A 12,402-nucleotide genomic window follows, 5' to 3' on the forward strand; every position below is an offset into this window, starting at 1 on the left:
CACTGAGGCGTGCACGGCGCAGCTGCGCATGGGCATTGCACAGCCCATGGCTGGCATCGGCATCCAATAACAATTAAGCTCCACCGTTATGGATTTTTTAGCAGAACAGTGGAGCAGATGATGGCGCGCAATGGGACCCTTATCCAACAGGTCATGGCCCATGTGCGTGCCGGCATGGCAGCGCGCAGCTATTTGCCGGGCACGCGGCTGCCATCGGTGCGGCAGCAGGCGGGGTTGCTGGGCATGTCGGTCTCGACGGTGGTGGAGGCCTATGAAAGGCTGGCGGCCGAGGGCCTGGTGGTGGCGCGGCCGGGGGCGGGTTTTTATGTCAACGGGCCGGTAGCACCGCTGGCGCTGCTGAAGCTGGGGCCCAAGCTGGACCGGGTCGTCGATCCGCTCTGGGTGTCGCGCCAATCGCTGGAGAGCGACTACGCCACGCTGCGCCCGGGCTGTGGCTGGCTGCCGCCGGAGTGGATGTTTGAGGAGGGCGTGCGGCGGGCGTTGCGCGCGCAGGCGCGCGGGCCGCTGGATGGGTTGACGGAATATGCCACGCCGCTGGGCAGCCCGGGGCTGCGCCAGCTGCTGGCCAGGCGCATGGCGGCCACCGGCATTGAGGTATCGCCCGAGCAGCTGATGCTGACCGAGTCGGGCACCCAGGCCATCGACCTGGTGTGCCGCTTCTTGCTCAAGCCCGGCGACACTGTGCTGGTCGATGACCCCTGCTACTTCAACTTCCATGCGCTGCTCAAGGCGCACCAGGTGCAGGCGGTGGGCGTGCGCTACACGCCGCAGGGCCCCGATGTGCAGCAGTTTGAGAAGGCCCTGCAAGCGCACCAGCCCCGGCTCTACATCACCAATGCCGGCATCCACAACCCCACGGGTGCCGCGCTGTCGCCGCTGGTGGCGCACCGGCTGCTCAAGCTGGTGGAGGGCACGGACCTGGTGATTGTGGAAGACGATATCTTTGCCGATTTCGAGAACCAGCATGCGCCTCGGCTGGCCGCGTTTGACGGGCTGGCGCGCGTGATCCAGATCGGCAGCTTTTCCAAGACCGTCTCGGCCTCCGTGCGCTGCGGCTACCTGGCGGCCCGCCCCGACTGGATCGAGGGCCTGGTGGACTTGAAGCTGGCCACCACCTTTGGCGCCGGGCGGCTGGCGCAGGACATCATCCTGAAAACCCTGACCGACAGCGGTTACCGCAAGCACATGGACCTGGTGCGCCAGCGCCTGGCCAAGAACATGGACAAAGTGGCCCAGCGGCTGCGCAAGCTGCGGGTAGAGCCCGCCTTGGTGCCGCAGGCCGGCATGTTTTTGTGGTGCCGTCTGCCGCAAGGCGCCGATGCGGCGGCGGTGGCGCGGGCTTGTCTGCAGGAAGGAGTAGTGCTGGCGCCTGGCAACTCATTCAGCCAGTCGCAGTCGGCGGGCGACTATGTGCGCTTCAACGTGTCGCAGTGTGCCGATGAGCGGGTGTTTGCGGTGCTGGACCGGGCCTTGAGACAAGCTACAGCCGAGGCGCAAGGCCGCTAACTGCAGGATCTGCGGCCCGCTTGGCTGCCAACTGTATGGCCTTTTATTGATGACAGTTTCTTTGAACTGTACTGCACTGTGTCTGGTGCAGAGGGCAGGCGGCATGCTGTACTGCGGGCTCGATCAAGGAGTCTGGCATGGAGAAAAGTACGGGCGGGTGGCTCAATGGCCTGGTGGGGGTGGCGATTTTTGCCGGTTCGCTGCCGGCCACGCGGGTGGCGGTGGCGGATTTGAATCCCAGTTTTTTGACCTGTGCCCGCGCCGTGGTGGCGGCGCTGTTGGGGGGTGTCTTTTTGCTGGCCCAGCGTGCGCGCCGGCCTGCCGCGGCCGATGTGCCGTCGCTCGCGGTGGCAGCTTTGGGCGTGGTGGTGGGTTTTCCGCTGCTGACGGCCTTGGCGCTGCAGCGCATGACTTCGGCCTATTCCATCGTCTTTATCGGCTTGCTGCCGCTGTCCACCGCCTTGTTTGCGGTGTTGCGCGGCGGTGAGCGGCCCCAGGGGCTGTTCTGGGTGTTCTCGTTGGCGGGGGCCGCCGCCGTGGCGGGCTATGCCGCCCTGGGCGGCGGGCAAGGATCGCTGAGCGGCGATCTGCTGATGCTGGCCGCCGTGCTGGTCTGCGGCATGGGTTACGCCGAGGGCGCGCGCCTGTCGCGCAAGCTGGGCGGCTGGCAGGTCATCAGCTGGGCGTTGGTTTTGGCGCTGCCGCTGATGCTGCCGTTGGCGCTGTGGCTGGCCCCTGCCAGCTTGGCCCATGTCAGCAGCGCCACCTGGCTCAGCTTTGTCTATGTGGCCGTGTTCAGCCAGCTGATCGGCTTTGTGTTCTGGTACCGGGGGCTGGCACAAGGCGGCATTGCGGCGGTCGGCCAGTTGCAGCTGCTGCAGCCTTTTATGGGTTTGGCGCTGGCTGCCGTGCTGCTGCATGAGCAGGTCAGCGGGTCGATGCTGGTCGTCACCCTGGTGGCGGTGGTCTGTGTGGCGGGGGCCAAGAAATACGCCTGATCCAGCTGCCACACGGCGTTTGACAGCAGCTGGGGCAACACGCTGTCTGCATCCGGTACCAAGCGGGCATGTTCGGCATGTTCTGTGTGGCGCTGGCGAAGTTATCTGGCGCTGGACGAGGCGGAAAACGGCTATTCTTTTGTCTTTCCAAAATAAGAGACCGAGGTTTGCCATGAAGACCGTATTCCGCCACACCGCCATCGCCTTGGGTATTGCTTTGGCCGCTGCAAGCGCCCAGGCCCAGCTGCTGCAAAAGCCGGCGCTCGATGCCATTGCCGCTGAGGCGGTAAAGACGCCTGCGACCTTTGCGCAGTTTTTGCAGAACGCCGCCAAGCAGGATGCCCGCTTGGCCGCTGCGGTGCAGCGCTACACGCAAGGCGCGCCGCTGCAAGGCGATGACCTGGCCAATGTGGCCCGCCTGCTCGGCCTCTACACCCGCCTGACGCAAGAGCACCAGGTGCTCAGCAGCATTACCCAGATGGTGGCGCTGCCAACGGTGCGCGACCCCAAGGTGCCGCCGCATGAGAGCCCGGCCATCATCGACTTTGGCCGCATGGTGGAAAAGATGGCCCAGGACTTTGGCCTGCAGTACCGCAATGTGGACAACCGCATCTTTGAAGTGACCTTGCCGGGCACGAGCGCAGAAGAGTTCGGCATTCTGACCCATGCGGATGTGGTGCCGGTGGTGCCCGCCGAATGGGTGGTGGATGGCCAGCAGCTCGACCCCTTCAAGGTCACCCGTGTGGGCGACAAGCTCTACGGGCGCGGCACCATCGACGACAAGGGCTCGATCGCCACGGTGCTGTATGCGATGAAGGCCGTCAAGCAATCGCAGCTGCCATTGCAGCGCGGCATCCGCTTGATGATCGAGACCACCGAAGAGACCGGTGGTGATGCGATGAAGTACTACCGCGACAAGACCAAGCTGCCCGACTACAACATCGTGCTCGACAGCAAGTACCCGGCTGTGGTGGCCGAAAAAGGCACGGGCGCCATCAAGGCCAGCTTTGCCGATCTGAAAACCGACCCGCAGCAACCGGCCATCACCGCGATGGCCGGCGCCGCATCGGCCAACGCCATTGCCCAGACCGCTACCGCGACGATCGAGGCTGGCAATGCCGCCGCGCTGGCCGCCGTGGCCGAAAAACTGCAGGCCGCCAAGGATGGCTTTGTGGCCAGCAACCAGCAGTTTGGCCAATTCAGCGTGGACCTGGTGACCAGCGCCAACAAGATCGATATCAAGGTAACCGGCACCTCTGCCCACGGCTCGCGCCCTGAAGAAGGCGTGAACCCCGTGCCGCGCCTGGCCTTGCTGCTGCAATCGGCGCTGATGCCCGCCCAGGGCCAGCCCCTGGTGCAGCAGAACCAGTACAGCGAAGCCGTGCGCTACATCAATGGCGTGTTTGGCATGGACTACTTTGGCAAGGGCCTGAATGTTGCCTACGCTGATGACTTCATGGGCCCGCTGACCATCTCGCCCAACCTGATCAAGCCCGGCAATGGCCAGCTGGAGGTGACCGCCAATGCGCGCATGCCGCGCGGCAAATCGCCCGAGCAGCTCAAGGCCGAGGTGGAAAAGGGCATTGCCAACTGGAGCGCTGCCGCCAAGGTGCCCGTCAAGATCGACTACAGCCAAGGCAACTGGATGGCCCGTGACCCCAAGGGCGCATGGCTCTCGACCCTGCTGAACATTTTTGGGGATACCACCGGCCTCGATGCCAAGCCCGTGCCGACGGCCGGCAGCACCACCGCCAAGCTGATGCCCAATGCCATCAACTTTGGCCCTGCGATGCCCGGCAAGAAGTACACCGCGCACAACGCGCTGGAGTACAAGGAAGTGCCGGATCTGCAAGCCGATATGCAGATGTTTACCGAGATGCTGGTGCGCATCGGCAACCTGCAGCAGATGCAATAAACACCAGGCTTTGGCCCCAAGCAAAAGGCCTGCTCCCAAGACGGGGAGCAGGCCTTTTTTTACGGCGTGGCGCTGATCTGGTCAGCCCGCTTTTGCCGCCTGAAAGTTCTCCGCAAACGCCAGCGCATCCACACGCACCTGCGCGGCCGTCTTGCCGGGCTTGAACAGCGCCGAGCCAATGCCAAAGCCTGCCGCGCCCGCTTGCAGCCAGGGGGCCATGTTGTCCGGAGCGATGCCGCCCACGGGGTAGATATTGCTGCCCTTGGGCAGCACGGCCAGCAGGGCCTTGACGACGGCGGGCGATGCCAGCTCGGCCGGGAAGATCTTGAGGCCATGGGCGCCATGCTCCAGCGCCATGAAGGCCTCGGTCGGGGTGAAGACGCCGGGCAGGCTGATGAGGCCCAGCTTGACGGCCTCATCGATCACGGCGGGGTTGCAGTTGGGCGAGATGATCAGCTGGCCGCCTGCGGCATGCACATCGCGCACCTGCTGGGGCGTCAGCACCGTGCCCGCGCCCACCAGCACATGCGGGTAGGCTTCGCGCATCGCGGCAATGCTCTCCAATGGCTCGGGCGAGTTCAGCGGCACTTCCCACAGGCCAAAACCGGCCGATTGCAAGGCGGCACCCACGGGCACGGCCTCGCTGGGGGTGAGGCCGCGCAGGATGGCGATCAGCGGCAGCTTGGCCTGCAGGGCCTGGAATTGTTGGAGCAGGTTCATGGCGGTGTTCTGGATGGAGGGCGGTACGAAGAGGGCAGGGGGCGTGGGGTGGGCGGCGTGTTCAGCCTTGGGTCAGGTGCTCGTAAATGGCCTGGTGGCCGGCCCAGGTGGCTTCGTCACCAAAGGCAATGGGCTCGCAGCCTCCATGGCGCAGTGCCAGGCTGTAGCGCTGCACCAGGGTGCTGGAGCCGATGACGGCAACGCGGCTGCCCGCGGCCGTCGGCATGGTGCGCAGCTCCTGGCCAATCAGCAGGCCCGAGAGGTAACTGGCCAACTGGGCCGGGTCCAGCGCGCCAAACAGCGACAGCGCACGCGTGCCAAACAGCAGGTGGCTCAGGCTGTCGGGGCTCTGCGCCCGCTCCAGCCCTTGTGTGAAGGCGGCCTCGTCCAGCGCGGCGCTGCTATCCAGCGTCTTGCCCAGGATCGAGTGCTGGGCCAGCAGCGCAAACAGCTCGCCGGTCATGAAGGTCTTGAAGCCGGTGATGGTGCTGTTTTGCGCCTGCACCCATTTGCTGTGCGTGCCCGGCAGCAGCAGCAGGCCGTCGCGGCTGCCCATCAGCCGCAGCGCGCCAATCACCTGGATTTCTTCGCCGCGCATCACATCGGGCACGCCATGCACGGCATCGACCTGGCTCTGCGCCAGGCTGCTCATGCCCGGCACGATGGCCGTGGGCACGCCCTGGGGAAGATCGAGCCAGAGCAGCTGCTGGCACAGCGCAGAAAAATCGGCCGGGCAGGGGCAGTAAGGCGCTTCCTGCCAGCCCTGGCGGCTGCCCACCATGCCCGACAGCAGACACAGCTGGGGCCCTTCGGCCAGCCAGTCGCCAAAGTGCTGTGCAAACGCATCGGCAAAGCCGCCGGGCGCCACTTGCAGGATGCCTTGGGGCAGGGCGCGCCGCTCGCTGATCTGGCCCTGTGCATCGATGCGCACGCCCCGCAGTGAGGTGGTGCCCCAGTCGATGGCGAGCATGCGGGGGCGCGGGTCTGACGGCGTGCGGGCGGAAAAGGTCGGAGGCTTGGGCATGGCGGTGAGAGAAGGCGAAAAAAAGCGCAGACCAAGTCTGCGCGGGCCATTGTAGAAGCGCCTGCAGCGGGCAGCTGTCGCGCCTGCTGCGCGCGCCCGTTGCACCTGCGCGCTAGTGGTTTTACAGCGGCTTGTAGGCCGTCACATCGATCTCGACCTTGGCATCGATCATCAGGCGCGATTCCACGGTCGAGCGGGCCGGGCGGTGGTCACCAAAGCACTCCATGTAGACGCGGTTGAAGCTGCCGAAATCACGCGGGTCATCGAGCCAGACATTGACCTTGGCGACATCGGCCAGGGTGCAGCCGCCCAGGGCCAAGGCCTCTTCCAGGCGCTTGAACACGGCGCGCGTCTGCGCCTCGATGCCGCCGGGCACCACCTGGCCCTGGTCATCGGTGGGCACGGTGCCGGAGACAAAAACAAAGTCGCCAGCGCGCACCGCGGGCGAGAGCGGACGGGCCAGACGGTCCGATGCAAGAGGGGGTTGGCCTAGGGTAATTACTGTCATGGGGGTGGGCTCCTGTATGTAAAGATATTACATCAACAACCCATAAATCTGTCAATAAGACGATTTGAAGGCAGTTTTTAGCGGTTGTGGTGTAAAAAAATTTCTTCTCCCCTTCGATGAAAGCCTGCCCCATGAACGCCCTTGCCTTGCGTGTCCGCACCTCCCGTCGCCAACTGCTTGCCGCAGCCCTGTTGGCTGCCGGTTGCGTAGGCCTGCCAGCGGGCAGTGCCTGGGCCCAGGCGGCCCACAAGGGCGGGGCGGCCAACCTGGCCATGATTGGCGAGCCCCAGAGCCTGGACCCGATGGTCAGCTCCACCGACCTGGTGGGCACCATCATGCAACACGTCTACGAGCCGCTCTTCACCTTTGATGCGCAGTGGCGCATCCAGCCGATGCTGGCCCAGGCCATGCCGGTCATCTCTGCCGATGGCCTGACCTACACCATCAGCCTGCGCAAGGGCGTCAAGTTCCACAACGGCAAGGAGATGGTGGCCGAGGACGTGGTCGCCTCGCTGCAGCGCTGGATGGACGTGTCGGCACGCGGCAAGGCGGTGGGCCAGGAGATTGCCAGCATGAGCGCCAAGAACCCGCAGACGGTGGAGATCAAGCTCAAGGCGGTGTATGCACCGCTGCTGGCCCACCTGGCGATGCCCAGCGGCATGGCCGGCATCATGCCCAAGGAGGTGGTGGCACCGGTGCTCAAGGATTTCATCGGCACTGGCCCCTACCAACTCAAGGAGCGCAAGCCCGACCAGTTCACCGTGCTGGCGCGTTTTGACCAGTACGCCGCACGCAGCGAGCCCGCCAGTGGCTACGCCGGCAAGCGCGAGGCCCAGCTCGATGAGCTGCGCTTTGTGCCGGTGCCCAATGCGACGACGCGGGTCGAGGGCGTGCTCTCGGGCCAGTTCCAGTACGCCGATCTGCTGCAGGTCGAATCGGTAGGCCGCCTGGAAAAGGCCGCGCCCAATGTGGTGCCGATCGTCACGCAGAACTTTGGCTTCCCTTACATCGTCTTCAACACCAAGGAAGGCGTGCTGGCCAAGAAGGAACTGCGCCAGGCGGTGCAGACGGCCATGGGCCCGGCCGAGATGCTGCAGGCCGGCTTTGGTGACAAGCGCTTCTTTGCGGCCGAGCCCAACTTCTTTGCCAAGGGCACGCCGTACTATTCGGATGCTGGCGCCAAGCTCTACAACCAGAAGAACCCGCAGCTGGCCAAGGACCAGGCGGCCAAGGCCGGCTACAAGTCCGAGCCCATCCGCATCATGGCCAGCCGCCAGTATGAGTTCCACTACAACATGGCGCTGGTGATGGCCGAGCACTTGAAGCGCGCCGGCTTCAAGACCGAGCTGCAGGTGGTGGACTGGGCCACCCTGGTGCAGCGCCGCAACGATGCCAAGCTCTGGGATGTCTATATGACCCACTCGGGCCTGTTCCCTGAGCCGATGCTGTCGCCGCCCCAGATGGGCAGCGGCGCCCCCGGCTGGTGGGAGACCGAGACCAAGAAGGCCGCGCTTGCCGCCTTCAATGGCGAGCCCGATGTGGCCAAGCGCGGCCCGCTGTGGGGCCAGGTGCAGGCCCTCGTCTATGACGAGGTGCCCTTTGTCGAAGTCGGCAAGTTCAATGCACTGTCGGCACGCTCGTCCAAGCTGCAGGGCTATACCCCCATGCCTTGGCCTTTCTTCTGGAACACCTCGCTGAGCCAGTAAGCCCCAGCGTTTCTCGAGTTCAGCCATGCTGCATTTTTTACTCAAGCGCCTGGGCGGCGCGGTGGTGGTGCTCGCCCTGGTCGCCGTGCTGGTGTTCCTGCTCACGCGCCTGGCATCGGGCGATCCGGTAGCGCTGCTGCTGGGTGACCAGGCCACCGCCGCCGATATTGCTGCCGCGCGCGTGCAGTACGGGCTGGACAAGCCCCTGACCACCCAGTTTGTGCTGTGGATTGGCCAGGTGCTGCAAGGCAACCTGGGCCAGTCGCTGTTCTTGCAAATGCCTGTGACCCATGCGCTGCTGGAGCGCGCCGAGCCCACGATGTTTCTGGCGCTGTTCGCCGTGTCGATTGCCGCCTTGATCGGTGTGCCTTGCGGCATGGCAGCGGCGGTGTGGCGCGGCAGCTGGATCGACCAGGTGCTCAGCACCATTGCGATGCTGGGCGCCAGCATTCCCAGCTTCTGGTTCGGCCTGATCCTGATCCAGATCTTTGCCGTGCACCTGGGCTGGTTTCCGGCTTCGGGCTATGGCGATCCGGATGCGAGCTTTGGCGACCGCCTGCAGCACTTGCTGCTGCCCGCCTTGGTACTGGGCGTGCTCAACTCGGCGCTGATCATCCGCTTCACGCGTGCCTCGGTGCTCGACATTCTGGGTGAGGACTATGTGCGCACGGCCCGGGCCAAGGGCCTGGGCGAGTCGGTGGTGCTCGTCAAGCATGTGCTGCGCAATGCGCTGGTGCCCGTCGTCACCGTGCTGGGCCTGACCCTGGCCTTGATGATTGGTGGCACCGTGGTGACCGAGACCGTGTTCAACCTGCCCGGCGTGGGCAACCTGGTGGTGCGCGCCGTGCTGCGGCGCGACTATCCCGTCATCCAGGGCACCTTGCTGGTCATTGCCGCCATCTACGTTTTCATCAACCTCGCGATCGACCTGCTCTACACGGTGGTCGATCCCCGCATTCGTCTGGAGGGCCAATGATGAACGCCTCCCCAACCGCATTGCCGCTGCCCGCACGCGGCGGCTGGGCCCAGTCCCCCTGGTTCAAAACCTTGCGCCGGCTGTTTGCGCGCAAGGTGGTGCTGGCGAGCGCCGTGGTGCTGCTGCTGATTGCAGCCACCGCCTTGCTCTACCCGCTGCTGACCGACTCCGACCCCAATGACATGAACATCAGCATGCGCCTGCATGCGCCGTCCTGGGCGCACTGGGCCGGCAACGATGAGCTGGGGCGCGATGTGATGGCGCGCATCATCTATGGCGCGCGCTACTCGCTGATGATCGGCTTTTTCACCGCGCTGGGCGCCGTGGTGCTGGGCACCTTGCTGGGCATGCTGGCCGGTTACTTTCGCCGGCTCGATGCGCCGCTGATGCGCCTGGTCGACGCGATGATGGCCTTCCCCGACATCCTGCTGGGCATTGCGCTGGTGTCGATCCTGGGGGCCTCACTGTGGAATGTGATTCTGGCGCTGACCATCGTCTACACGCCGCGCGTGGCCCGCGTGGTGCGCGCCTCGACCCTGGTGCTGCGCGAGCTGCTGTTTGTCGATGCCGCCAAGGCGCTGGGCGTGCGCACGCCTTTGATTCTGTGGCGCCACATCCTGCCCAACCTGCTGTCGCCGGTGCTGGTGCAGGTCACCTTCATCTTTGCCTATGCGATCCTGGCCGAGGCGGGTCTGTCGTTTCTGGGCGTGGGCGTGCCGCCCGATATCCCCACCTGGGGCACGATGATTGCCGGCAGCCTGGAGTATGCCGACAAGGCCTTCTGGACCATTCTGACCCCGGGCGTGGCCATTGTGCTGACGGCGCTGTCGCTGCAACTGCTGGGCGACGGTGTGCGCGATCTGCTCGACCCCAAGCTGAAGAACAAATCATGATGAACACCGCCACCCCTGCAGCGGCCGCCGACATGGCCGCGCCCCGCCTGGATGTGCGCTCGCTGTCGACCTCGTTCGCCACCGAAGGCGGGCGCATCCAGAGCGTTTCCGATGTGAGCTTCCAGATTCTGCCGGGCCAGACCCTGGCCCTGGTGGGCGAGTCGGGTTCGGGCAAGTCGGTCACCAGCCTGTCGCTGATGGGCCTGCATGCCAAGACCTCGCAGGCCCAGGTGCAGGGCCAGGCCCGGTTTGTGCAGCGCGATGGCCGCACCGTCGATCTGCTCTCGCTCGATGCCAAGTCCCTCCGTGCGCTGCGCGGCAATGAGCTGGCCATGGTGTTCCAGGAGCCGATGACCAGCCTGAACCCGGTGCTGACCGTGGGCGAGCAGATTGCCGAATCGGTGCGCCTGCACAAGGGCCTGGGCAAGGCAGCAGCCCTGGCCCATGCCCAGCGCATGCTGGAGCTCGTCGAGATACCGGCTGCCGCCCAGCGCGTGCATGAGTACCCGCACCAGCTGTCTGGCGGCATGCGCCAGCGGGTGATGATTGCGCTGGCCATGGCCTGCGACCCGAGCCTGCTGATTGCCGATGAGCCCACCACCGCATTGGATGTGACCATCCAGGCGCAGATCCTGGCCTTGATGGGCCGGCTGCAAAAGGAGACGGGCATGAGCATTCTGTTTGTGACCCACAACCTGGGCGTGGTGGCGCAGTACGCCGATGCGATTGCGGTGATGTATGCCGGCCGCATTGTGGAGACCGCCAGCGTGCATGCGCTGTTTGCCGCGCCCCAGCACCCCTACACCCAAGGCCTGCTGGGCTGCCTGCCCGGCATGGCGCGCCAGCGCGAGCTGGCCGAGGCCGCCGAACTGCGCGCCGGTGGCAAACCCGCCTTTGTGGGGCGGCGCCGCCTGGATGCCATCCCCGGCCAGGTCTCCAGCCCCTTGAGCCCACCGCCCGGCTGCGCCTTTGCGCCGCGCTGCAGCAAGCGCCTGAACGCCTGCGAGCAAGCCATGCCCGGCCTGGAGACATGGCGCAGCGGCAACGATGCCGAGCCCAGCGAGCGCCAGGTGCGCTGCATTCGCGCAGGAGAAGCCGCATGAGCATGACCGACACCCTGGAACGCCCGGCCGAGCGGGCCACGGCAGCGACTGGCGCCACCGCAGTGGCCCAGCCGCTGGTGCGCATCCAGCATCTGAGCAAGCAGTTTGGCAGCGGCGCCCACCCGGTGCGTGCGGTGCAGGATGTCTCGTTTGACATCTTCCCGGGCGAGACCCTGGGCCTGGTGGGCGAGTCCGGCTCCGGCAAAAGCACCATCGGCCGGCTGCTGACGCGCTTGATCGAGCCGACGGACGGCCAGCTGCATTTTCGCAAGCAGGGCGGCGAGACCGTGGACCTGGCGCACCTGGGCGCGAGCGCGATGCGGCCGCTGCGCGCCGATATCCAGATCATCTTTCAGGACCCCTATGCCAGCCTGAACCCGCGCATGCGCATCCGCGATGTGCTGGGCGAGGCGCTGTCCACCCACGGCCTGGCGCCGGGCGCAGCCCGCCAGCCGCGCATTGCCGAGCTGCTGGACCAGGTGGGTCTGCGTCCCGAGCATGCCGAGCGCTTTCCGCATGAGTTCTCCGGCGGCCAGCGCCAGCGCATCGGCATTGCCCGAGCCTTGGCAGTGGAGCCCCGCTTTATCGTGGCCGATGAGCCGCTGTCGGCGCTCGACGTGTCCATCCAGGCGCAGGTGGTCAATTTGCTGGGCGACCTCAAAGACCGCCTTGGTTTGACCTTGCTGTTCATCTCGCACGATTTGGATGTGGTGGAATACCTCTGCGATCGCGTGGTGGTCCTGTATCTGGGCCGTGTGGTGGAGGTGGCACCGACCGAGGCCTTGTATGCCCGGCCGCGCCACCCCTACACCCAGGCCTTGCTGGCAGCCGCGCCGATTCCGGACCCGGCCCAGCGGCGCACGATCCCGCTCTTGACGGGAGACCTGCCCAGCCCCAAGAACCCGCCCAGTGGTTGCGTCTTTCGTACCCGTTGCCCGCAGGCCGAGGCGCGCTGCGCCCAGGCTGATATGCAGCTGCGCCCCGTGGCCGAAGGCCATCTGCAGGCCTGCTGGAAAGTCCAAGATTGAGAGA

General features: G+C 65.7%; 11 protein-coding genes. 8 read left to right on the plus strand and 3 right to left on the minus strand.

Annotated features, from left to right (window positions below; genetic code table 11):
- The first annotated feature begins 153 nt into the window (after positions 1–153).
- From WH367_RS05705 to WH367_RS05715, 3 genes are all read left to right on the plus strand, one after another.
- Positions 154–1,527, plus strand: a complete 1,374-nt coding sequence (locus WH367_RS05705; protein WP_445228075.1) for an aminotransferase-like domain-containing protein — start codon at positions 154–156, stop codon at positions 1,525–1,527.
- Positions 1,528–1,664: 137 nt separating this feature from the next.
- Positions 1,665–2,525, plus strand: coding sequence for a DMT family transporter (locus tag WH367_RS05710; RefSeq protein ID WP_339534783.1), 861 nt, complete (start codon positions 1,665–1,667; stop codon positions 2,523–2,525).
- Between the two features lie 172 nt (positions 2,526–2,697).
- Positions 2,698–4,440, plus strand: coding sequence for a dipeptidase (locus WH367_RS05715; protein ID WP_339534784.1), 1,743 nt, complete (start codon positions 2,698–2,700; stop codon positions 4,438–4,440).
- Between the two features lie 81 nt (positions 4,441–4,521).
- On the opposite strand, the gene WH367_RS05720 is transcribed toward WH367_RS05715, so the two are convergent.
- From WH367_RS05720 to WH367_RS05730, 3 genes are all read right to left on the minus strand, one after another.
- Positions 4,522–5,160 (minus strand): 2-dehydro-3-deoxy-6-phosphogalactonate aldolase, encoded by a 639-nt coding sequence (locus tag WH367_RS05720; RefSeq protein WP_312987841.1) that lies wholly within the window; start codon positions 5,158–5,160, stop codon positions 4,522–4,524.
- A gap of 61 nt (positions 5,161–5,221) precedes the next feature.
- A complete protein-coding gene (locus tag WH367_RS05725) occupies positions 5,222–6,184 on the minus strand; it encodes a 2-dehydro-3-deoxygalactonokinase (RefSeq protein ID WP_339534786.1) in 963 nt (320 codons plus the stop codon).
- Positions 6,185–6,305: 121 nt separating this feature from the next.
- Entirely contained in the window at positions 6,306–6,692 is a 387-nt protein-coding gene (locus tag WH367_RS05730) for a RidA family protein (RefSeq protein ID WP_021024851.1), read from the minus strand.
- 131 nt (positions 6,693–6,823) lie between these two features.
- On the opposite strand from WH367_RS05730, the gene WH367_RS05735 reads away from it, so the two are divergent.
- From WH367_RS05735 to WH367_RS05755, 5 genes are read left to right on the plus strand one after another with little or no spacing between them, the layout of a single operon-like run.
- On the plus strand, positions 6,824–8,398 hold the full coding sequence (locus tag WH367_RS05735) for an ABC transporter substrate-binding protein (protein WP_339534788.1): 1,575 nt from the start codon (positions 6,824–6,826) through the stop codon (positions 8,396–8,398).
- A 25-nt stretch (positions 8,399–8,423) separates the two neighbouring features.
- The gene (locus tag WH367_RS05740; RefSeq protein ID WP_339534790.1) at positions 8,424–9,374 is read left to right on the plus strand and encodes an ABC transporter permease; all 951 of its coding nucleotides are present in this window, start codon (positions 8,424–8,426) and stop codon (positions 9,372–9,374) included.
- Complete coding sequence (locus tag WH367_RS05745; protein WP_339534791.1) at positions 9,374–10,267, plus strand: ABC transporter permease; 894 nt, start codon at positions 9,374–9,376, stop codon at positions 10,265–10,267. Before WH367_RS05740 ends, WH367_RS05745 begins: the two co-directional genes overlap by 1 nt.
- Entirely contained in the window at positions 10,267–11,370 is a 1,104-nt protein-coding gene (locus WH367_RS05750; protein WP_339534991.1) for an ABC transporter ATP-binding protein, read from the plus strand. Before WH367_RS05745 ends, WH367_RS05750 begins: the two co-directional genes overlap by 1 nt.
- Before the next feature lie 2 nt (positions 11,371–11,372).
- Entirely contained in the window at positions 11,373–12,398 is a 1,026-nt protein-coding gene (locus WH367_RS05755; RefSeq protein ID WP_339534992.1) for an ABC transporter ATP-binding protein, read from the plus strand.
- The last annotated feature ends 4 nt before the right edge of the window (positions 12,399–12,402 follow it).

The organism is Comamonas sp. MYb21 (genome assembly GCF_037479395.1).
Classification (GTDB): Bacteria; Pseudomonadota; Gammaproteobacteria; order Burkholderiales; family Burkholderiaceae_C; genus Comamonas.

Coding starts and splice junctions, on each gene's coding strand:
- WH367_RS05725 (WP_339534786.1), bottom strand. CDS start 6,184: ATGCCCAAGCCTCCGACCTTTTCCGCCCGCACGCCGTCAGACCCGCGC.
- WH367_RS05750 (WP_339534991.1), top strand. CDS start 10,267: ATGAACACCGCCACCCCTGCAGCGGCCGCCGACATGGCCGCGCCCCGC.
- WH367_RS05730 (WP_021024851.1), bottom strand. CDS start 6,692: ATGACAGTAATTACCCTAGGCCAACCCCCTCTTGCATCGGACCGTCTG.
- WH367_RS05715 (WP_339534784.1), top strand. CDS start 2,698: ATGAAGACCGTATTCCGCCACACCGCCATCGCCTTGGGTATTGCTTTG.
- WH367_RS05710 (WP_339534783.1), top strand. CDS start 1,665: ATGGAGAAAAGTACGGGCGGGTGGCTCAATGGCCTGGTGGGGGTGGCG.
- WH367_RS05755 (WP_339534992.1), top strand. CDS start 11,373: ATGACCGACACCCTGGAACGCCCGGCCGAGCGGGCCACGGCAGCGACT.
- WH367_RS05735 (WP_339534788.1), top strand. CDS start 6,824: ATGAACGCCCTTGCCTTGCGTGTCCGCACCTCCCGTCGCCAACTGCTT.
- WH367_RS05745 (WP_339534791.1), top strand. CDS start 9,374: ATGAACGCCTCCCCAACCGCATTGCCGCTGCCCGCACGCGGCGGCTGG.
- WH367_RS05740 (WP_339534790.1), top strand. CDS start 8,424: ATGCTGCATTTTTTACTCAAGCGCCTGGGCGGCGCGGTGGTGGTGCTC.
- WH367_RS05720 (WP_312987841.1), bottom strand. CDS start 5,160: ATGAACCTGCTCCAACAATTCCAGGCCCTGCAGGCCAAGCTGCCGCTG.
- WH367_RS05705 (WP_445228075.1), top strand. CDS start 154: ATGGCCCATGTGCGTGCCGGCATGGCAGCGCGCAGCTATTTGCCGGGC.